General features: G+C 66.2%; 14 protein-coding genes. 11 read left to right on the top strand and 3 right to left on the bottom strand.

All coding sequences use genetic code 11. The features are described from left to right. Positions 1–57: 57 nt before the first annotated feature. Entirely contained in the window at positions 58–720 is a 663-nt protein-coding gene (gene nth / locus ACYVRU_RS01115; RefSeq protein ID WP_114548417.1) for an endonuclease III, read from the bottom strand. 252 nt (positions 721–972) lie between these two features. Between nth and mfd the strand changes: the two genes are divergently transcribed. From mfd to ACYVRU_RS01100, 3 genes are all read left to right on the top strand, one after another. After that, complete coding sequence (gene mfd, locus ACYVRU_RS01110; RefSeq protein ID WP_461185620.1) at positions 973–4,848, top strand: transcription-repair coupling factor; 3,876 nt, start codon at positions 973–975, stop codon at positions 4,846–4,848. A gap of 159 nt (positions 4,849–5,007) precedes the next feature. Next, positions 5,008–6,027 carry an EamA family transporter gene (locus tag ACYVRU_RS01105; protein ID WP_302148455.1) on the top strand — a complete coding sequence of 340 codons (1,020 nt, stop codon included), beginning with the start codon at positions 5,008–5,010 and terminating at the stop codon, positions 6,025–6,027. Positions 6,028–6,288: 261 nt separating this feature from the next. Beyond that, entirely contained in the window at positions 6,289–6,735 is a 447-nt protein-coding gene (locus ACYVRU_RS01100; RefSeq protein ID WP_161128343.1) for a hypothetical protein, read from the top strand. Positions 6,736–6,823: 88 nt separating this feature from the next. On the opposite strand, the gene ACYVRU_RS01095 is transcribed toward ACYVRU_RS01100, so the two are convergent. Continuing rightward, positions 6,824–9,121, bottom strand: a complete 2,298-nt coding sequence (locus ACYVRU_RS01095) for a hypothetical protein (RefSeq protein WP_461185619.1) — start codon at positions 9,119–9,121, stop codon at positions 6,824–6,826. A 316-nt stretch (positions 9,122–9,437) separates the two neighbouring features. Here ACYVRU_RS01095 and gltX point away from each other — a divergent pair, with 316 nt between their 5' ends. The 3 genes from gltX to ACYVRU_RS01080 all read left to right on the top strand — a co-directional run bounded on the left by gltX (position 9,438) and on the right by ACYVRU_RS01080 (position 12,902). Continuing rightward, positions 9,438–11,060 (top strand): glutamate--tRNA ligase, encoded by a 1,623-nt coding sequence (gltX, locus tag ACYVRU_RS01090; protein WP_157012646.1) that lies wholly within the window; start codon positions 9,438–9,440, stop codon positions 11,058–11,060. 30 nt (positions 11,061–11,090) lie between these two features. Continuing rightward, positions 11,091–12,341, top strand: a complete 1,251-nt coding sequence (locus ACYVRU_RS01085; protein WP_461185618.1) for a hypothetical protein — start codon at positions 11,091–11,093, stop codon at positions 12,339–12,341. A 144-nt stretch (positions 12,342–12,485) separates the two neighbouring features. Continuing rightward, positions 12,486–12,902 carry a PaaI family thioesterase gene (locus ACYVRU_RS01080; RefSeq protein WP_461185617.1) on the top strand — a complete coding sequence of 139 codons (417 nt, stop codon included), beginning with the start codon at positions 12,486–12,488 and terminating at the stop codon, positions 12,900–12,902. A 223-nt stretch (positions 12,903–13,125) separates the two neighbouring features. Here the strand turns inward: ACYVRU_RS01080 and metK are convergent, their stop codons facing one another. Next, positions 13,126–14,394 carry a methionine adenosyltransferase gene (gene metK / locus ACYVRU_RS01075; RefSeq protein ID WP_461185616.1) on the bottom strand — a complete coding sequence of 423 codons (1,269 nt, stop codon included), beginning with the start codon at positions 14,392–14,394 and terminating at the stop codon, positions 13,126–13,128. A gap of 303 nt (positions 14,395–14,697) precedes the next feature. On the opposite strand from metK, the gene ACYVRU_RS01070 reads away from it, so the two are divergent. The 5 genes from ACYVRU_RS01070 to ACYVRU_RS01050 all read left to right on the top strand — a co-directional run bounded on the left by ACYVRU_RS01070 (position 14,698) and on the right by ACYVRU_RS01050 (position 20,858). Continuing rightward, the gene (locus ACYVRU_RS01070; RefSeq protein WP_022740078.1) at positions 14,698–16,089 is read left to right on the top strand and encodes a circularly permuted type 2 ATP-grasp protein; all 1,392 of its coding nucleotides are present in this window, start codon (positions 14,698–14,700) and stop codon (positions 16,087–16,089) included. Then, complete coding sequence (locus ACYVRU_RS01065) at positions 16,090–17,031, top strand: lipoprotein intramolecular transacylase Lit (protein WP_114548426.1); 942 nt, start codon at positions 16,090–16,092, stop codon at positions 17,029–17,031. Between the two features lie 179 nt (positions 17,032–17,210). After that, positions 17,211–17,696 (top strand): Cys-tRNA(Pro) deacylase, encoded by a 486-nt coding sequence (gene ybaK / locus ACYVRU_RS01060; protein WP_114548427.1) that lies wholly within the window; start codon positions 17,211–17,213, stop codon positions 17,694–17,696. A 21-nt stretch (positions 17,697–17,717) separates the two neighbouring features. Next, complete coding sequence (gene priA, locus ACYVRU_RS01055; protein ID WP_461185615.1) at positions 17,718–20,084, top strand: replication restart helicase PriA; 2,367 nt, start codon at positions 17,718–17,720, stop codon at positions 20,082–20,084. Between the two features lie 24 nt (positions 20,085–20,108). Next, the gene (locus ACYVRU_RS01050; protein WP_147270630.1) at positions 20,109–20,858 is read left to right on the top strand and encodes a hypothetical protein; all 750 of its coding nucleotides are present in this window, start codon (positions 20,109–20,111) and stop codon (positions 20,856–20,858) included. Positions 20,859–21,040 lie beyond the last annotated feature (182 nt).

Genomic DNA, 21,040 nt, shown 5'->3' with positions numbered 1-21,040 from the left:
AGGTCGCCCCCTACGGGGGTAAGACGGCGACTATCCGCTATGGAAGGGGAAAGGGTCCTACCCCCACTGGCCTCGGGTGGGGCACAGATCGCCGACGATGCAGTCGGCGCAGCGGGGGTTGCGGGCGCGGCAGAACTCGCGGCCGAAATGCACCCACTGGTGGTTGATGAACAGCCACTGCTCGCGCGGGTACACCTTCAGAAGGATGTCCTCCACCTTCTGCGGCGTGTCAGCTGAGGGCCCGGCCAGCTTCAGCCGATGGGCGATGCGGAAGACGTGGGTGTCCACGGCGATGCCCTGGGGATCCTTGAAGGCCTCGCACATGACGCAGTTGGCGGTCTTGCGGCCCACGCCGGGCAGCTTCTGCAGCTCATCCACGTCGGCGGGCACCTCGCCGCCGAAATCCGCCGTCACCATTTGGGCGAGCGCCACGAGGTTCTTTGCCTTGCTCCGGAAGAACCCCAGCGAGTGGATGATCTCCGCCACTTCGTCGGAGGAGGCGGTCGCCATGGCCGCTGGGGTAGGGAAGGCCGCGAACAGGCGCGGCGTCACCTTGTTCACGGCGGCGTCGGTACACTGGGCCGACAGCACCACGGCCACGGTGAGCTCGAAGGGCGTGCGATAGTCCAGCGACGCTTTCCCAGGCCCGTAGTGCTCGAACATGCGCTCCTCGATGGCCGCCGCCCGCTCCCGCTTGCTCGCCAGGGATTCCCGTGCCATGCTGCCTCCTTACCTTTTGCGCCGGCCTGCGTCGGCGCTGTGTCGTTTTCGCTATTGTCGCACAGCGCGGGCTCCTTCTCGAGGAATAGTTAGGGGAATCGCGGCGGGACGGTTTACTTCTTTGCTACTATTGGCCCCCCGTTCGCGTCGCTGCACGCCCCAGTGCGCTACACTGTGCGAGGCGCTCATCCCGGGCGCCGGCCGCCCGCTCGGGCGGCTTTTGCCGTTTGCCCTACTGGAAAAGAGACCACTGTGCTCATCGATTCGCTCGCCTTCACGCTGGAGAAATCCGGCTGTCTGGATACGTTCTGGGGAAAGCTCGATGCCGGCGAGGACGCCACCTTGGGCGTGGCCGCCTCGGCGCGGCCCTTCCTCGTGGCGGCCCGCTTCGCCCATGCGCCCCAGCCCACGCTCGTCGTCGTGGCCGGCGAGGACGCCGCCGTCGCCTTCGCCCGCAACGTGGCCGCCTATGTGGGGGAGGAGCGCGTGCTGCGCTTCCCGGAGCGCGCGGATTACCCCTTCGACCCCAAGCCGGCCGATCGCCGAGTCATCGCCCAGCGCATGGAGGCCGCCTGGGCGCTTAAGAGCGGCCGCGAAGTCGTGGTGGTGGCGAGCGCCCGGGCGCTGCTGTGCCTGTTGCCGCCGGTAGAGGCGAACGCTGCGCGGCCGATCGCGCTTACGGCCGGCGAGGAGCTTGAGGATATGGGCGTCGAGGGCGTCGAGGAGCTGGGCGACCTGCCCCGCGCCCTGGAGGCCGCCGGCTACGCCAACACCGGCGAGCTGGACGGTCCGGGCACCTTCGCCGTGCGCGGCGGCACCGTGGATGTGTTCCCCGGCAACCTGTCCTTTCCGGTGCGGCTCGACTTCTTCGGCGACGAGCTGGACGAGATCCGCCGCATTGTGCCCGCCACGGGGCAGACCATCTCTTCGCTACCCTCCGTGGAGGTTTACCCCGTCTCCGAGTTCCCCACCTCCCCCCGGGCGCTGGCCGACGCGCGGCGTGCCCTGGAGAAGCCGGCGCTCACCAACCCGGCTCTGCGCGATGTGCTGGAGAAGCTGGAAGGGGGGCTTCGCTTCGACGGCGCCGATGTGGTGCTGCCGTTTCTGTACAAGAAGCCGGTGACGCTGGGCGCCTACGCCGGAGCGGGCACGTGCGCGGCCCTCATCGAGCCGCGTTCGCTCTTCGATGACGCGGCCCATGCGGCAGACGACATCGCCGAGCGCGCCCGGGGCACCAACATCGCGCTTGCGGGCCTGTTCGCCGAGCCGGCGGCGCTGGACTTCGGAGGCGAGGTGCGGGCCACTTATGTCTCCATCATGCGGGTCGGCGGCGCGCTGGACGACGAGCTGCCGGTGAAGCGCGTCGATGTGGCCGGGATGCCCGACAAAATATTCGGCAAGCTGAAGAGCCTCGCCGCCGACCGTTACACCATCGTCTTCTCGGCTCCGAACTTGCGCGCCCGCGAGACCATGCGCCACGCCTTCGTCGATCACGGTATTCCCATCCAGATTGTGCAACCGGAAAATTTGGACGATGGCGAGTCGCAACCCGAAAGCACAGAGGCCGACACCCCGGCCCAGGCCAAACGCCGCCTGCGGCGGGGGGTCGTCAACATCGTGGACAACGACATCCCGCTCGGCATGATCATCCCGAAGGCGCATCTCGCGCTGGTGTCGGCCGCCGACACCCAGGGTTCGCGCGCCGCCAGCCGCCGCGTGCGCTCCCGCGTGGATGCCACCGAGGTCACCTTTCCGTTCAAGCCCGGCGACTACGTGGTGCACGCGGCCCACGGCATCGCTTTTTTCCGCGATCTGGTGCGCCGCGAGGTGGACGGCACCGAGCGCGACTACCTGCAGCTGGAATACGCCGAGGGCGACAAGCTGTTCGTCCCCGTGGAGCAGCTCGACCGCGTGACCCGTTACGTGGGGCCGGAAGGCGGCAGCCCCCGTCTTACCCGCCTGAACACGAGCGACTGGGCTCGGGCCATGAACCGCGCCCGCAAGGCCACCAAGAAGCTCGCCTTCGACCTCGTGGACGTGTACGCCCGCCGCGCCGCCACCCAGGGCTTCCGCTTCTCGCCGGACACCCCCTGGCAGCGCGAGATGGAGGAGGCCTTCCCTTACACCGAGACCCGCGACCAGCTCGCCGCCATCGCCGATGTGAAGCACGACATGGAATCGCCGCGACCGATGGACCGTCTCATCTGCGGAGACGTCGGCTTCGGCAAGACCGAGGTGGCCCTGCGCGCCGCCTTCAAGGCCACTCAGGACGGCAAGCAGGTGATGGTGCTCTGTCCGACCACCATTCTGGCCCAGCAGCACTACACCTCCTTCAAAGACCGCTTCGACCCCTTCGACGTCACCGTGGAAGTGCTCTCGCGCTTCCGCACGCCCGAGCAGCAGAAAGCAGCGCTGGAGGGCTTCGCCAAAGGCGACGTGCAGGTGCTCGTGGGCACGCACCGGCTGCTCTCGCGCGATGTGAACCCGCACGATCTGGGACTGGTCATCATCGACGAGGAGCAGCGCTTTGGCGTGCAGCACAAAGAGCAGCTGAAGAACTTGCGCGAGTCCATCGACGTGCTGACGTTGTCGGCCACCCCCATCCCGCGCACCATGCAGATGTCGCTGTCGGGGGTGCGCGATATGTCGCTCATCCTAACGCCGCCCGACGAGCGGCGCCCCGTAGAGGTGCACGTGGGGGAGTGGGATCCCGACGTCGTATCGGCCGCCATCCGCTACGAGTTGGCGCGGGGCGGCCAGGTGTACTACGTGTCCAACCGCGTGCGCTCCATCGACGAGGCCGTGGACCGCGTGCATGCCGCCGCCGGGGAGGCGCGGGTCGGCGTGGCCCACGGGCAGATGACCAAGGAGGAGCTGGAGCAGGTGATGGAGGAGTTCGCCGCCGGCGAGCTGGACGTGCTCGTGGCCACCACCATCATCGAGAGCGGCATCGACAACCCCCACACCAACACGCTCATCATCGAGGACGCCCAGCGTCTGGGCCTCGCCCAGATGTACCAGCTGAAGGGCCGCGTGGGCCGCTCGTCCACCCAGGCCTACGCCTACTTCATGTTCCCCGAGAACGTGCCTTTGACCGAGGAGGCCGCCGCGCGCCTCACCGCCATCAACGAGCACCAGGATCTGGGCAGCGGCATGCGCATCGCCATGCGCGATCTGGAGATCCGCGGCGCCGGTTCTATGCTGGGCGCCGAGCAGTCCGGCAATATGTCAGCCGTGGGCTTCGACCTGTTCGCCCAGATGCTCAACCAGGCCGTGAACGAGACCCGCGAGGGCGTGGGCGCCTCAGGCGAGCTGCCGCCGGCGCTTTCCGACATCACCGTGAACATCCCCGGTCACGCCTACCTGCCCGAGGAGTACATTCCCGACGCCGACGCCCGGGTGCTGTGGTACCGCAAGCTGGCTTCGGCCTCCACGGTGGAGGAGGTGGCCGCCCTCCGCGAGGATATGCTCGCGGAGGCCCCCGAGATGCCCGAGGCGGCGGCCAACCTCTTCGAGCGCGCATGGCTGAAGGCCTTCGCCAACGAGCACGGGGTCAAGCTCATCTCCGTGGCGGCGGGCAAGCTCATCGTGGAGCCCATCGACATCCCCGCTGCTGCCATGAAGCCCCTGCGCCGCGCGGCCGGCCGCTACCAGACGGACAAGCGCAAACTGACGCTGCCTTTGCGCTACTTCTCGGAGGAGGAACGCGACAACCTGCTTCCGGCTATCGTGCACTTCCTGGAGAAACTCTTCGGCGAGACCGACGCCGAAGAGGGGGCTCCTTTCGCGGAGATGGAGGGCGGCGCTTCCGGCTCTGCCTCCGATCCTGCCTCTTCTGTCCCCCGGGGTATCGCAACAGATCCCGCTGCGGGCGTTTCCAAAAATGCTCGGACAGGCTCTGCTAAGGCTGTTTCGCAAAATGCCCCGACCGATTCCCGCAGGGGCGGACCGAGGTCCGCCCTGGGCCAGGACCCGGCCAAGGGCTCAGCGTCAGCCGCTCCCGCTCCCACTCGCCCCACGGGGCGCAGCGAACGGCGCGCCAACAACCTCGCCAAGGGCGATGCCGCCCGCGAGCGTTTGGCCGCCAAGCGCGCCGCCCGTGCCGCCAAGCGCGAAGAGGGGCGATAGCCGCGCCGCCCGCGCCGCCAAGTGCCGAGGGCGGCAGTAGGGAGGTCGCTTTGCCCGCAGCGGTCGAAGGTGCGTCCTCTCTGGCTCCTTGTGCATGGGATGGTGTATGCTGCCTCTGCGGCAACGGATTTCGATGGATTGCACGGAGGTGAGACGGCGGTGAACGCTTCTAAGGTCTTCTGGCGAGGGGTGGTATGTGCCCTGGCGGGTGCGACGCTGTGGGGATTCTCAGGAGCCTGTATCCAGTTTCTCGCGGAGAGTTACGAGGTAAGCTCCGCCTTCATCTCCGCCGTACGTGCCGGCGTGGCGGCCCTGCTGTTCGCCGTCTTCGTATTCGTTACGCGTCGCGAGGCTCTGCTCTCGCTGCTGGGGAGCCCCGCCGCCCGTCCGACGCTCGTTCTGTTCGGCGTGGGGCTGTACCTCTCGCAGATCACCTATGCGGTGTCGGTGGCCCTCACCAACGCCGGCACGGCCACGGTGCTCCAGGCCACCTGCACGGTGTTCGTCATGCTTATCACCTGCGCCCGAGCGCGCCGTCTGCCGCGCGTCGCCGACTTTGTCGGGCTGATGTGCGCGATGGCCGCCGCGACGCTCATCGCCACCCAGGGAGACTGGGGCGTCATCGTGCTGCCGGTGGCGGGCTTGGCTTGGGGCATTGCCAACGCCTTGTCCGAGACGCTCTACATCATGGCGCCCCAACGGCTCTACGGCCGATGGGATCGCCCCACCATCATCGCCTGCGGGATGGTCATTAGCGGTATTGTCGCCGTTCTCGTGTGGCTCATCGGAGAGATGATCGTTTCGCTGCTCGCCGCCCCTTCTGTCGCCCTCGGCGCTGCGGGCTCGATTCTCGCCGACCTTTTCGGCACCGCCGGCAGTTTCGTTCCCGACATGGACGCTACAGGCTGGCTCGCTCTTGTCGGTGGCGTGGGCGTTCTTGGTACCTTTGCTGCTTTCGGGCTGTTCCTCTACGGCGTGTCGCTCGTGGGCTCGGTGAAGGGGAGCCTTCTGGGCGTGGCTGAGCCGGCCGGTGCCATGGTCATCGCTGCCTTGTGGCTGCACACTCCGTTCTCTGCCTGGGATTGGATCGGCCTTGTCCTCATGGCCGCCATGATCGCCCTCGTCTCCCTCTCCGGGCAGAATTCCGAAGGCAAAAGGAAGCGCTCAGGCGCCCGCTAAAAGTACCGCCATGGTGCCCCTTGTTTTTTAGATGGATCGAAGTAGGGCGGGGATCGTAGCAGCGTCAAACCGCAGTTATGTCGCGGCAGTGTCTCGTTTTCGCTGTGGACAACTCTATGAGCAGGCACTTTGTAAATAGGCACACATGAAATGACCACAACTGGAAGGCTTGCAACATAACTGATGAGTGGCAGTTTGCGTTGTGCCGAAGCGGTGGAGTCATAATGGGTAGAGCGAGGAAGCGTGATAAAGGAGTGTCTAATGGAAAAATTGCCGCCGGTTGAGAAAGTGTACGAGGCGTGGACGGCGCTGGTCGACGATCGCTACGATTTGAGTCCGGAAGCGCTTATCGTGCGATCGTCGGACGGGTCGAAGGAGTACCGGGTGACCTGGGACGACGAGGGACGCTACCGCTCCAACGACAACGCGACGTTCTGGCAGGGGTATGCGGGATACCCTGTCATCATGGCGCTCATGCTGCAAGGACGCGTGCCCTTCAATGGGGAGGTGGCCGCTTGGTTCAAGGGCATTCCGTGGAAGGCGCTCAACGATGCCCACAAGCGCGACTACGCTGCCGCGCTGGCCGAGGCCTTCGAGCGCGCGGGCCTCGACATGCCTCGGCAGTTGCAAGCCGAGGAAGCCGCCGCTGAGGTAATGGAGGCCCTGCGGGAGTTGCCCGTTTCCGTGAGGAGACCGACAAGGAGGTAGTGGTCAGGGCGACGGCCTCGATGTGCGCTCTCAGGTAAAGAGGAGCCACGGCGATTGCGGCTTACGGTGCGGGCGATGCCGAGCTACGCTACTTGGCCCGGGCACGCTTCATGCGGGCGCGGGCGAGGGCCGCGGCGCCGCCCGAGACGACGGCCAGAGCTCCCACGGCGAGCAGCGCATCGGTGGCCGCGTCTCCAGTCTGTGGAACGCCGCGGTAGGCGATCGAGCTGCTGCGGTAAGTATGCGTGCCAGACGCCGCGCTGGATGTGCTGGGTTTGGCTGTCGCCTTAGAGGCGTCATCCTTGTCCGCGCCCTTCGTCCCGTTGCCGTCGGTCTGGTCGTCGGCTGCGGTGCTGCCATCTGTCTTGTCCCCGGCATTCGCGTTGGCGTCTCCGCTCGGCTGCCCGTCGTTTGCCGTTCCCGTCTGTCCGTCGCTCGGGTTGCCCTCGCCGCCCGCGTCGCCCGATGGCGTGCTCGGGGCGTTCAGCTCCTCCACGGTGGCGCCAGGGGCAGCGGCCGCTGCTGTTCGGGCTGCGCCGGCGTCACCATAGTAAACGGTCTTGCCTCCATCGTGAACGACGGCCTGGGCGTTGTGCTTGGCCGTTGAGGCGGGCACGACGGAAAAGGGGGCCGTCGCGTGAGCGTCGGCGGGGACGAACTCGGCGTAGGAATCGGCCACATAGGGCGCTACGTCCTGGTTGTAACTGCCGCCCTTAAGCGCGAGTGACCCCGTGCCGCTCACGGTGGCCAAAGGCTCGGGCTTGCCGTCGGCTCCCTCGGCGGTCGCCACGTCGCCCTGTCCGGTTACCGTCAGGGCTCCATCCCGAAGGGACAGGCCGCCGTCCGTGGCGAAGAAGAGGTTGAAGCCGGCCAGATCCAGCGTGAGCTCGCGGCCGTCGGAAACGGAGAGGGTCGGCTGTTCGCTCACGCTGCTGACGAGCTTGATGGTGCTGTGATCGGGGGCCGTTGCGAAGGCGCCCGCGAGCGTGGCGTAGCGCGTCGCTCCGGTCTGGGCCACCCAGGCGCTCCCGTTGTCGCGCACGGTGAAATCGCTCGGCGTGTTGTTGTAGGCGTAGGGGCCCTTCAAGGGAGCCGTGATGGCATTGAGCGGGGTGGCGCTCACGTTGTTCTCCACGAGGATGCCCTCGGGCACCGTGGAGGGCAGCGACGAGATGTCGGCGTTCTGCAGGTTGCCCACGATGCCCCCGGCGAAGCTCGAGCTGGTGATGGACGCGGCCGTATTGGTGTTTCCGCTTACGGTGCCCGCGTTGTAGAACGTGCCGACGATGCCGCCGGCGCAGCTGCCGCCTTGCACGGAGGCGCTGTTGGCGCAGCCGGTCACCGTGATGGGCGCGCTGGCGGCGTAGGCGGGCGCGGCGCCGTCGTAGCGGGCCCATCCCACGATGCCCCCGATGCCGTAGGCACTGGCGTTACTCGTGGAAACCGCCCCGGAATTGGTGCAGCCGCTCACGGCGCCGTAGTTCTTCTGCTCGCCGACGATGCCGCCGACAGAGTAGCTCGTGCCGGCAATGGCGCCGCTGTTCTCGCAATTCGACACGAAGGTCGCGCTGAGGCCGGCGATGCCGCCGATGCAGTCGGTGCCGGAAATGCTCCCGCTGTTGCGGCATCCGGTGATGGCCATGCGGCCGGTGGGGGTGGTGTAGTAGGCGGCGCCCACGATGCCGCCGGCGTTGCCCACGCCGCCCACGGCGGCGACCGAAGCGCTGTTCTCGCAGTTCTCGATGGTTCCGGACAGCGTCATGCGCCCCGCGATGCCGCCCACGCCCGCCTTGCCTGAAACGGATCCGGAGACGCTTACGCCGGATGCGGTGGCATCGTTCGCCATCATGCCGCAGAGGATGCCCGCCAGCTCGCTTTGGGGCACGGTGACTTCCGCATCGGCCACGGTGAGGTTCTTCACGGTGGCCCCGTCCAGAATGCCGAAGAGGCCGATGGCGAAGTCGGCGCCCTGGGTCGAAGCGATCTTCAGACCGCTGATGACGTGGCCCGCGCCGTCGAAGGTGCCGGCGAAAGGCGTGCTGCCCTCGGCGATACCGCTGCTCTTGCGCGTGCCGACGCCGATGGGCGTCCATTCGGCGCTCTCAAGATCTATGTCGGCGCCGAGGGCCACGTATTTGCCGTCGTAGTCGTCGCCTGCGTTCACGGCATCGCGGAAGGCCGCTAGCTGACTTGCATTCTCGATGAGGTAGGGGTCGGCCTCGGTGCCCGCGCCCGAGGCGAAGACAGCGCTGTCCGCGGCCCAGGCCGGGGATGCCCAGCAGAGAGCGGCGAGAAGGGCGAACGCGGCAACGGCCCAGCGGAGGGACACCGACGAATGCGGAAAGAAGCGGGCGGTGAAGGCGTGTACGGAACGGTGCGGGGCCATGGTGGTTTCCTCTCTTACGGCGTCGTGCGGGCATGCGAAAAGGGACATGGCAGGCGCATCCCTCGAGGATGGCCGTGCGAAGCCCCTGCAGCGACGCTTCCAGTCTAGGCGCGCCGTTGCCCTCTCTTCGGGTTGCCGTCCAACCGATACGGCTCCACCGCCGAACTGTCACGGAGCGTCACGGCACCGTTGCGCTGCGGACACGAGCCCTGCACCGAACCGTCGCCGAGCCGGATGTGGTCAATGAATGATGGGTCTGCCCCCGTGCTATACTGGCGCTATTACCTGAATCGACCCCGAGGACTGAAGGAAACCCATGACCACGACCAAGCCCGTGCGCGTCCGCTTCGCGCCTTCTCCCACCGGCAAGCTGCACATCGGCGGCGCTCGCACCGCCATCTACAACTGGGCCTTCGCCCGGGCTACCGGAGGCACCTTCGTGCTGCGCATCGAGGACACCGACCCGGAGCGTTCCACCGAGGAGAACACCCAGATCATTCTGCGCGCGCTGAAGTGGATGGGCCTCGATTGGGACGAGGGCCCGGAGGTGGGCGGACCTTGCGGCCCCTATTTCCAGACCCAGCGCACCGACACGTACGAGGCAGCGCTGCAGAAGCTCATCGACGCCGGCGCCGCTTATCCTTGCTTCTGCACCAAGGAGGAGCTGGACGCCAAGCGCGAGGCCGCCGAGAAAACCGAGGGAGGTTACGCGGGCTACGACCGCACCTGTCGCGCCATTCCGGCCGACGAGGCCTCCGCGCGCATCGCTGCCGGCGAGCCCCATGTCTGGCGCTTGAAAGTGCCCGACGACCACGGTCCGGTCACGTTCAAGGATGCCGTCTACGGCGACATGAGCTTCCCCATCGATGTGATGGACGACATGATCCTGCGCCGCACCGACGGCACGTTCACCTACAACTTCGCTGTGGTCTGCGACGATGTGAACATGGCCATCACCCACGTCATCCGCGGCGACGACCATCTCTCCAACACCCCGCGCCAGGTGCTCATCTACGAGGCGCTCGGCGCCGAGGTGCCGCTGTTCGCGCATCTGTCCATGATCTTGGGCCCCGACGGCAAGAAGCTCTCGAAGCGCCACGGTGCCACCAATGTCGAAGAGTACCGCGACCGGGGGTATCTGCCCGACGCTCTCGTGAACTTCCTGGCGCTGCTCGGCTGGTCGCTCGACGGCGAGACTACCATCATCCCGCCGGCGGAGCTCTGCCGCACCTTCTCGCTCGATCGCATCACGAAGAAGCACTCCATCTTCGACGAGAAGAAGCTCGACTGGATGAACGGCGTCTATATCCGCGACATGGGCGCTGCCGCCTGGGTCGATGCCGCCAAGCCCTGGCTCGCCCAGACCAACCTGGATGGGTCGAACGTGCCGGACGGCATCACCGTCGTGCCGACGCCCGCCAAGGAGGAGGCGGAAGCGGCCGCCCGCGAGTTGCATCTGCCCGGCGAGGGCGTGGACGCCGACACCTGGGAGGCGTGCCTGGTCGACGTGGACGACGATCGCGAGTTCTACGAGGCCATGTACCCGCTTGTTGCCGAGCGCCTGGCGCACCTGGACGAGATTCCCGCCAAGCTGGCGTTTCTGTTCTGGGGCGACTCGGTGGTGCTCGACGAGAAGAGCGTCCAGAAGGTGCTTTTGAAGGAAGGGGCGCGGGCCGATGAGGCGCTCGCCATCTGCCGCGGCATTCTCGCCGACGACGACAACCCGTGGGACGCCGAGGCGCTCGAGGAGCTCTGCCGTGCCGCCGGCGAGGAGGCGGGGCTCAAGCCGAAGCTCTTGTTCCAGCCCTTGCGCGTGGCCGTGTGCGGCAACATGGTGTCGCCGCCTCTGTTCGAGGCCATGATGCTGATGGATCCCGCCGACATCGTCGCCCGCATCGACGGCGTCACCGAAACCGTGTTCAGCGAGCGCGCCAACTAGCGGGCGCGCAAACCAGAAAGGTCGAAGACCATGGACGAGAATAGCAACACCCCGAGCGCTTCCGGCGCGCCGGAACCCCAACAGCCGGCGTCCCAGCCCGAGGCCGCGCCGGCGCAGCCGATGCAGCCGGCAGCTGCCGCACCCGAGAACCCCTTCGCCGCCTTCGGGGCGTCCGCGCCCCAGCCCGAGGCCGCGCCCGCGCCTGCAGCGGTGCCTCCCGAGGTCGCGCGGCCGGCGTCTGCGGCGACGGCGCCGACGCAGCCCTACTACGACGCCGCCGCGGCACAGCCCGCTCAGCAGCCCTACGCCCCTTATGCCCAGGCCGCGGCCCAGCAGCCGACCTACGCGCCCTACGATGCCGCAGGCTATGGCACCTACGGCGCGGGCAATCAGCCCCCGGTGCCCCCGGCCCCCGCGCAGAACATCTATCCGGGCTACGAGCCGCCCAATCCCAATCAGAAGCGCCGCTGGCCGTGGTTTCTGCTGGGACTGGCCGTGGGCCTCGTCATCGGCATGGGCGGCTGTGCCAGCTGCGTGGGTATCATGGCCCTGGCCGACTACGACAGCAGCTACGACAGCTACAACAGCTACGATGACGGTTATGACTACAATTACGATTACGACTTCGGCGACACCGACATGTGGGCTCCCGAGGACAGCTACGGCACCGACGAGGACGCCTCGCCCTACGGCAGCTTCACCCTCGACGAGATCGCCTCGGTGTTCGAGGCCGACGGCGTCGCGGCGGGCGAGCCGGGCGAGGGCGATGTTTGTGCCAAGGGCTTCTACACCGTAGGACCCCAGGGTCAGATTCCCGCCGGCCTGTATTATTTGGAAGGCTCCAACGAGAAGTTCTCCCACTACTACGTGTTCGACGGGGACGACGGCCGCTACAGCCTCGATGACTCCGTGCAGTACTTCGGCAACTACTTCGTTGACCTGGACGAAGGAGACCTCATCGTGTTCGATCCCGGCGACGAGGCGACCATGTACCCGGCTCCTTCCACCTCCACTAACCCGACGGCGCCCTATACCAACGGCTGCTACCGTGTGGGCATCGATATCCCCGCGGGCAGCTACACCATCACCGCGGCCACGGTGGGCGAGGGCGAGACCGACGAGGACTCGGCGGCCTTCGTCATGAAGAACCTCGACTTCGACGACGACTCCATTGTGGACACCAAGTACGTCATTCCCGGCGGCGAGCAGACGGTCACGGTCAGCAACGGCCAGTACCTCGAGCTCTTCGCCGCCACCGCCACCCCCGTGGCCCAGGGGTAAGGGCAACCACCTGCGTGGACGCCAGTGCATTAGATCCGTAGGGGGCGACCTTGGTCGCCCCTTCCAACCAGAGAGATTTTTCCTGATGATGAGGGGCGACCGAGGTCGCCCCCTACGAAGGTTGACCGGAAGGAAAGGATTCCTATGGCAAAGCGGTTGAGCGATCACCCCACGTTGGAAGAGCTGAACGACTTCTTCGGTCACGACCGGTTCGCCGAGCACGCGGGCTGTCGCATCGTGGAAGGATCGCGCGATCACGCCGTGTGCGAGCTGGACATCAAGGACCACCACCGCAATGCGCTCGGCAACGTCATGGGCGGCGCCATCTTCACTTTGGCCGACTTCGCCCTGGCCATTGCCAGCAATACCGGCGAGAACCCGAGCGTATCGGTGTCGAGCACCATCGAATATCTCAGCGCCTCGAAGGGGGTGCGCCTCATTGCCACCTGCAACGCGGACAAGTCCGGCCGCCGCCTCGGCTTCTACACCACCGACATCACCGACGACACGGGCCGCCGCATAGCGAAAGTCGCCGCCACCGTCTTCCGAGAGAGCGAGTGAGAACAGCAAAAGGGCCCCAACCGGGGCCCTTTTCAATTATGAAAGAGGGAGTCTTGCTGGACGATCCGTAGGGGCTGACCTTGGTCAGCCCTTTCGAGCGGAATGGCATTCCCGGGTTGAGAGGGGCGACCAAGGTCGCCCCCTACGGAAGGGGTGGCCAGCGAGGACTGTCTGAGCGAATCAGAATGCCGCGCGTCTCCCCGCCGGGAGAGCCGCAGCCAGGTTACTCGACCCCGCAGGCCGTCCGCAGGGCGTCGACGCGGTCGGTCTTCTCCCAGGTGAACTCGGGAAGCTCGCGGCCAAAGTGGCCATAGGCGGCCGTTTTCTGGTAGATGGGCCGGCGCAAGTCCAGCTCGTCGATGATGGCGCCGGGGCGCAGGTCGAACACCTCGGACACGGCGCGCTCGATGTCCCCTTCCGGCACGTGGTTCGTGCCGAAGGTCTCCACCATGACGCTCACCGGCTTCGCCACGCCGATGGCATAGGCGATCTGCACCTCGCAGCGGTCGGCCAGTCCCGCGGCCACGACGTTTTTGGCCACCCAGCGCGCCGCGTAGGCCGCCGAGCGATCCACCTTGGTGCAGTCCTTGCCGGAGAATGCCCCGCCGCCGTGGCGTCCCATGCCGCCGTAGGTGTCCACGATGATCTTGCGGCCGGTGAGACCGGCGTCGCCCATGGGGCCGCCGATGACGAAGCGGCCCGTGGGGTTCACGTAGATCTCGCAGTCGTCGGCGAGCGCCACCCCTTCGGCCTCGAACACCGGGCGGATGACCGTCTCGATGACGGCCTCGCGCAGCGCGTCCTGCTCGATGTCCTCGGAATGCTGGGTGGACACGACCACCTTCTCTACCGCCGTGGGCGCCCCGTCGATGTAGCGCACGGACACCTGGGTCTTGCCGTCGGGGCGCAGAAACTCCAGCGTGCCGTTCTTGCGCACCTCGGTCAGGCGCTCGGAGAGGCGATGGGCCAGGTAAATGGGCATGGGCATGAGCGTGCTCGTCTCGTTGCAGGCATAGCCGAACATCATGCCCTGGTCGCCCGCGCCAATCGTCTCGTAGGGGTCGGCCGCGGCCGTCTCGTCGCGCTGGGCCTCGAAGGACTCGTCCACGCCCTGGGCGATGTCGGAGGACTGCTCGTGGATGGAGCTCATGACGGCGCAGGTGTTGCCGTCGAAGCCGTACTTCGCGCGGTCGTAGCCGATGGAGCACACCACGTCGCGCGCGATGGACTGCACGTCCACGTAGGCCTGGGTGCGAATCTCGCCGGTAACGAAGACGGTGCCGGTGGTGACGAGCGTCTCGCAGGCGCAGCGCATCTTCGCCGGGTCGGCCGGGTTGCCGTCTGGCGCGATGTAGCCCTCCTCGGCCAGGGCGATCTCCTTGGCCAGGATGGCGTCCAGAATGGCGTCGGAAATCTGGTCGCAGATCTTGTCCGGGTGTCCTTCCGTGACGGATTCGGACGTGAACAGGTACGATGAGTGCTTTTCAGCCATAAGAGTCCTCTCTTATCGGTGTTGGCCGGACCACCTTGGCACTCAGGTGAGGGACGCGTCAGGTTGGTGTCGGGATCATCGAGCCAACTCTCTACCCCGACTCTGGATAATAACAAGCCGTGCGCCCGGATAAAGCGCACGGCTGTTCATGCTAACGGTTCGCACGGGCGCACGCAAGGGGAGCGAGGCGCCCTACGCGGTAACTTCATCGGCAGCCAACGGCTTTCCAACGCGTTGCCCGCGCTTCGCGGCGGTCGTGCTACACTTAGCCAAATGCACAAAAGCCCAAGGGACGGAGCCCTCATGCCAAGCAATGCCGATTACACCCGCGAGTACTTCCAGATCATCGACGAGCTGGACGGCGACATCGAGAGCCGCCGCGCCGCGTTCAACTACATGCAGGACTCCACGGCCATCGTGCACCACCAGGTGGTGGCCTCCTCCTTCGTGCCGCGCCTGTTCAACCGCAAAACCTACGAGGTCATGAAGCGCACGGCCGAGACGAGCCACCGCATCCTCTGCAAGGTGATCGAGCGCTACCGGGCCGACGAGGAGTACCGCAAGCTGTTCGATTTCGACGAGCGCCTCGTGGAGCTCATACTGCTGCCCCGCGACTACGACTCGGTGCTGCCCTTCGCCCGCGTGGACACGTTCTTGAACGAGGACGACTACCGCATCCACTTCTGCGAGTTCAACGGCGACGGCAGCGCGGGCATGAACGAGAACCGCGAGATCACGAACTCCATCGTGGGCTCCGACACCTTCCGCACCTTCGCCGAGAACCACGCCGTCCAGGGCTGCGACTTGTTCATGCCCTGGGTGCGCGCCTTCATGGACATCTACGGCACCTACCGCTTCAAGGTGGAGAACCCCCGCGTGGCCATCTGCGACTATCTGGAGAACGGCGTGGTGGACGAGTTCCACATCTTCGCCGAGAAGTTCCGCGAGGCCGGCGTGGAATGCGTCGTGGCCGACGTGCGCGAGCTGTCCTTCGACGGCGAGGTGCTGACGACACCCGACGGGCTGCCCGTGAACGCCATCTGGCGGCGCTCGGTCACCAACGACGTGCTGGAGTTCTGGGACGACTCGCAGGACCTCATCAACGCCGTGCGGGCGCGGAAGGTGGCGCTCATCGGGGCGTTCTCCGGGCACATCGTCCACGACAAGCAGCTGTTCGAGGTGCTCTTTGCGCCGGAGACCCAGGCCTTCCTCACCGAAGAGGAGATCGCCTTCGTGGAGGAGACCGTGCCCATGACGGCCTTCCTCAACGACGATCAGGTGAACATCGACCAGATCCGCGCCAACCGCGAGGAGTGGATCATCAAGCCCACCGACCACTACGGCGCCGACAACGTGTACGCCGGCTGCGAGGTGAGTCAGGAGGAGTGGGAGCGCGTCATCGACGAGTTCGCCAACGAGCGCGCCGGCTACCCCTTCATTGTGCAGCGCTACATCCGCCCCTTCAAGACCGACACGCTGCCGCCGGACCGCGGCATCAACGAGGCGCCCGACGGCGCCGTGGAAAGCGAGCCGGTACCTTACAACAATCTGAACGGGCTGTACCTGTACAACGGCCACTTCCAGGGCGTCTTCAGCCGGCTGGGGCCGCACCCCACGATTTCGAAGACCAACGACGGCATGACCGCGGCCACTATCTGGGTCGATTGCGACGTGCCCGATGGGCTGGAGCTGTAAATGGGATCCGATAGCATTCTCGCCGGCATCGGCGCCACGGTGCTCGCCGTCACCCTGCTCGTGTGCGGGTTCGCCGCCTGCTGCTTGCCGGTGACCACCGCCTCGCTTGCCGGCGCCGTGAGCACGGGGGCGGATTCGCCCTACACCCACGAGCAGCTGGTATCGCTGGCGCAGGAGACCCGCGCGTTCACCGTGGACGCCCACTCGAGCATGGAAGAGGCCCGCGAGTCTTTGGCCGCCGATGTGGTGGCGGCGGCGCGGGAGGCCTCGGCCGAGGGAGCTCCCAAGTACTCCCAGTGGACGCAGCAGGCCAAGCAGGTTCTTGGCGATGCGGAAGGGGAGGGCGGCGCGTTGGCCGCGGACGGTGGCGCGGCCGGTGGCGCGGCCGCTGGTGCCGATGGCACGGCGCTTGAGACCATGGACGCGCTGGCGAAGGTGTCCGACCGCTACGCCCTGGACGCCGATGCGGTGAGCCACTTGGAGGACTGCAACGGGCTCATCACGGGCTTGAGCTCTTATCTGGGCATGATCGGCGTGGCGGCGCTCATCATCGCGCTGGTGCTCGGTTTTCGCAAGCAGTTCGCAGCTTTGGCCTTCATGCTGCGCATGGGGTCGGCGCTGCTTCTGGCGGTGCTCGTCGTACTGGGGCTGTGGGGCGTTATCGACTTCAACGGCCTGTTCGCAGCCTTCCACTCGCTGTTCTTCGTGGACGGCACCTGGACGTTCAATTACGACTCGCTGCTCATCTCCATGTACCCGATCGACTTCTGGATGGGCATGGGGGCGGTCTGGGTCGGCTCGGCCATCGGCGTCGGGCTGCTCTGCTTCGCCGCCGGCTGCCTGTTCGCGTGGAAGGCCCAGGTGCAGCACCGCGAGTTGGAAGAGGCCGCCGCGGCCGACGCCGCCCGCTCCAAGAAGCGCCGCAAGAAGGGCCGCAAGTAGCCTATGTAGGGGCTGACCTTGGTCAGCCCTCCCCAAGCGGGATCACCTCGCTTGAGCCTGCCCCCCGTAGGGGCTGACCTTGGTCAGCCCTCCCAAGCGGGATCACCTTGCTCGAGGAGGGGCGACCGAGGTCGCCCCCCACGGGATCAACCTGCACATCGTTCAAGAAAGGCATTCTGATGGCGCGCGCCCCCAAGGACCACAAGACCAACGCCCTGCGCGAGCTGGACGCGGCGGGCATTCCCCACGAGGAGCTGTTCTTCGACGCCGAGCCCACGATGACCGGCGAGGAGATTGCGCTCTCGCAGGGGGAGGATCCCGACGCCGTCTTCAAGACGCTCGTGACCCAGGGCAAGTCCGGCGGTTACTACGTGTTCCTCGTGCCCGTGGCCGCCGAGCTCGACCTGAAGAAGGCCGCCGCGGCGGCCGGCGAGAAGGCCATCGCCATGATCAAGGCCCGCGAGCTTCTGCCGCTCACCGGCTATGTGCACGGCGGCTGCTCGCCCATCGGCATGAAGAAGCGCTTTCCCACCTTCGTGGATGAGACGGCCCAGCTCTTCGATACGATTCACTTCTCGGGCGGCAAGGTGGGCTGCCAAATCCGCATGAACCCCGACGACCTCGGCCGCCTCATCCCCTTCCAATACGCCGACCTCACGGTGTAGGCTTGCGGTATACTGGCGGGCATGAACATTGCCTCGGTCATAGTCGACATTCCTACCCAAGCTCTCGACACCCCCTATTCCTACGCGGTTCCCGACGAGATGCTCGTCGGGGAAGGGGGGCGACCAGCCGCGGTGGGCTGCGCCGTGCTCGTGACGCTCGGCGGCCGCAAGGCCGTGGGCTATATTGTGGGCCTGGAAGAGGTCGTTCCCTCCCCGGATGAGGGCACCGACCTGTGGGGGACGCCCCAGTCGGCGGCCGATCTCAAGCAGGTGGAAGCGGTGCTCTCGGCGCCGTTTTTCGACGAGGAGGGGGCGGCCTGCGCGCTCTGGCTCGCCGAACGCTACGCCGCGCCGCTTTCCGAATGTGCGCGCTTGTTCACGCCGCCGCGGGCCGTGCCGCGCATCGTGCGGGGCCGCGACGGGCGCTGGCGCGTCGAGGAGCCGGCCATCGGGGAAGTGGACGACCGCTGGGTCACGCGCGGGCCGGCCTTCGACGCGTTCGCTCCCCGCAAGAACGCCGTGAAGCAGCAGGAGGTGCTGGCCGCGGTGGGCGCCGGCGACGTGCGCGTGGCCGAGCTGTCGCGGGGGTTCGGCGCCGTGGGTTCCACGTTGAAGGCGCTGGCCGCCAAGGGGGCTGTCACGGTGGAGCGGCGCCGGCGCATGCGCGGCATGGAAGACGGGGCCTCGCGCGCGGGCGCGCCGGCCGGCGGGGCGGCTGCTCCGGCCCCCACTGCGGCCCCGCAGCTCACCGAAGGCCAGCAAGCGGCCGTGGCCGCCATCGAGGCCGCCCGGGCCGCAGGCGACGGGCGCGTGGTGCTCGTGGACGGCGTCACCGGTTCCGGCAAGACCGAGGTGTACCTGCAGGCCATCGAGCGCACGCTCGCCGAGGGGCGCCGCGCCATCGTGCTCGTGCCGGAGATCTCGCTCACCCCCCAGACCGTGGCCCGCTTCCGCGGCCGCTTCGGCGACGCCGTGGCCGTCATGCACTCCCGCATGAGCGACGGGGAGCGCTACGACCAGTGGGACTTCATCAAAAGCGGCGCGGCCCGCGTCGTCGTGGGCGCCCGCAGCGCGCTGTTCACGCCGGCCGCCAATGTGGGGCTCATCGTCATCGACGAGGAGCACGAGGGCTCCTACAAGCAGGACTCCTCGCCGCGCTACCACGCGCGCGACGTGGCCGAGTGGATGATGGCGCGTGCCGGGGGCGCGCTGGTGCTCGGCTCGGCCACCCCTTCCATCGAGGCACTCTACCAGGTGAACAAGAACCCGCGCTGGACGGCGGCGGCACTGCCCGAGCGCGCCAACGGGCGGCCCATGCCCGCCATCGAGGTGGTGGACATGGCCGCCGAGTTCGCCTCCGGCTCCCGCGCCATGTTCTCCGGACGGCTCGCCCGGGCGCTGGGCGAGGAGCTCGCTCAGGGTCGCAAGGCGGTGCTTCTGCTGAACCAGCGCGGCTTCGCGAAGTTCCTTCTGTGCCGCGACTGCGGCTTTGTGCCCGAGTGCCCGCATTGTTCGACGTCGCTCACCTACCACGAACAGGGGGCCAAGCTCGTCTGCCACCACTGCGGCTACGCCGTGGCCGCGCCGCCCACCTGCCCCGAATGCGGCAGCCCCTACCTGAAGAAGTTCGGCGCCGGCACCCAGCGCGTGGAAACCGAGCTGCGCCAGCTCTTGGACGGGTTGCCCGGCGTGGGGCCAACGGTTCCCATCATCCGCATGGACGCCGACACCACCCAGGCCAAAGGCGCCCACCAGGAACTGCTGGAATCGTTCGCCGCCGCCGATGCCGCCGTGCTGCTCGGCACCCAGATGATCGCCAAGGGGCTCGATTTCGACGACGTCACGCTGGTGGGCGTCATCAACGCCGACACCCAGCTGCACCTGCCGGACTACCGTGCCGGCGAGCGCACCTTCCAGCTCATCGAGCAGGTGGCGGGCCGCGCCGGGCGCGCCGAGCTGGACGGGCGGGTCATGGTGCAGACCTACGAGGCCGACGACGTGGCCATCCGCGCCGCCGCCACCTACAACCGCGGGATGTTCCTGCGCGCCGAGCTGCCCAAGCGCAAGCTTTTAGGCTACCCGCCCTACGTGCGGATGGCCAACGTGCTTCTGTGGGGCGCCGACGAGCACGCCGTGGCCACCGAGGCCGAGCTTCTGCACGCCCAGCTGGCCGAGCTCATCCGCAACGAGGTGGGAGATCGCTGGCAGGTGCTGCCCGCCGTCCCCTGCGTGCTGGCGAAGCTGCGCAACACCTACCGCTACCACATCGTCGTGAAGGCGCCTTTGGGCGACGACCTCTCGGCCCCGCTGGTGCGCCTGTTCCGCGCCCGCAAAGTGAACCCCGCCGTCAACGCCGCCGTCGACATCGACCCTGTGGACTTGCTGTAGTAGTTAATGTACGGAAGATGATGATTGGAAGAGTGCGACATTTTGGTTTATGACATCACGGATAGCGATGCGGCTCGGAAGACTTTTGTAGCGATGCTCGATGAGCCTTTAGTCGATCAAGTGATTTCGGGACTTGCGAGCGATGATTCTGTCGCAGAGATGTTCGACGGTTTCAGAATAAAAGGTATGCATGTAACTACTTGCGATGATAATTGTGCCAGCATCATATCGAACGGAATTCTGCCATTGTGCGAGGTTTTGTCTAGGGGTTGTGCTCTAGGTAAGTTCTTGGAGGGGCATCTAGAGATTGATCTGCGAGATAACGCTCAGTTACTCGACAGCTCTTCTTTAAAAGCTTTACCTCCGTTGATTAGAAGCAAGCTACGATCTGACAATAGAGTGAGTGCATATCTTTACTCAGTTAGCAAGGATGAAGGCTATTACGAAAGACCTGAGATTTTGCATGATTGCGTATCGCAACGTCCTTTTGAAGCGCAACGAGTGATCGAGTCAAAATGGCGAGAAGGAAAGAGCTCCTTTTGCGTTTATTTTGAAGTGCCGTTTCAGAATGTATCAACTATAAGTTACGTTTATGCTGCTGATGAGCAGGAAGGTGGTCGCAACGCAAATTGGCTCTCCTCTGTCATTTGCGAGCTGCTGTGTCTAGCGCGAAAAGTTGGTGAAGGGGAAGTTGATTCGAGCATTGTAATGACGTTGAAGCCTGGATTGATCGTTAGTCCGGAATTCATTACGGACGTTGCAATATGCCCCTAGCACTAGTGTTAAAGCCAGACCTAAATCGCCAAAGCGGTCGAGAGAGCATTTTGTCCTGAATTCGTGTCATTATGGGATTCAACTTGTATCGTGGGCGACGGATTGATCCCTTTAGAATCTAGTCAGCTCCTTCCCGTCAGCCGTTGACGCTCAAATTGTCCTCTCACCTGGGGTGCAATATT

This window comes from Adlercreutzia sp. CNCM I-6216 (genome assembly GCF_977113345.1).
This window is presented reverse-complemented; position numbering and strand designations above follow the sequence as displayed.

Coding starts and splice junctions, on each gene's coding strand:
- ybaK (WP_114548427.1), top strand. CDS start 17,211: ATGGCGCGCGCCCCCAAGGACCACAAGACCAACGCCCTGCGCGAGCTG.
- ACYVRU_RS01085 (WP_461185618.1), top strand. CDS start 11,091: ATGGACGAGAATAGCAACACCCCGAGCGCTTCCGGCGCGCCGGAACCC.
- nth (WP_114548417.1), bottom strand. CDS start 720: ATGGCACGGGAATCCCTGGCGAGCAAGCGGGAGCGGGCGGCGGCCATC.
- ACYVRU_RS01100 (WP_161128343.1), top strand. CDS start 6,289: ATGGAAAAATTGCCGCCGGTTGAGAAAGTGTACGAGGCGTGGACGGCG.
- gltX (WP_157012646.1), top strand. CDS start 9,438: ATGACCACGACCAAGCCCGTGCGCGTCCGCTTCGCGCCTTCTCCCACC.
- ACYVRU_RS01065 (WP_114548426.1), top strand. CDS start 16,090: ATGGGATCCGATAGCATTCTCGCCGGCATCGGCGCCACGGTGCTCGCC.
- ACYVRU_RS01070 (WP_022740078.1), top strand. CDS start 14,698: ATGCCAAGCAATGCCGATTACACCCGCGAGTACTTCCAGATCATCGAC.
- metK (WP_461185616.1), bottom strand. CDS start 14,394: ATGGCTGAAAAGCACTCATCGTACCTGTTCACGTCCGAATCCGTCACG.
- priA (WP_461185615.1), top strand. CDS start 17,718: ATGAACATTGCCTCGGTCATAGTCGACATTCCTACCCAAGCTCTCGAC.
- ACYVRU_RS01080 (WP_461185617.1), top strand. CDS start 12,486: ATGGCAAAGCGGTTGAGCGATCACCCCACGTTGGAAGAGCTGAACGAC.
- ACYVRU_RS01095 (WP_461185619.1), bottom strand. CDS start 9,121: ATGGCCCCGCACCGTTCCGTACACGCCTTCACCGCCCGCTTCTTTCCG.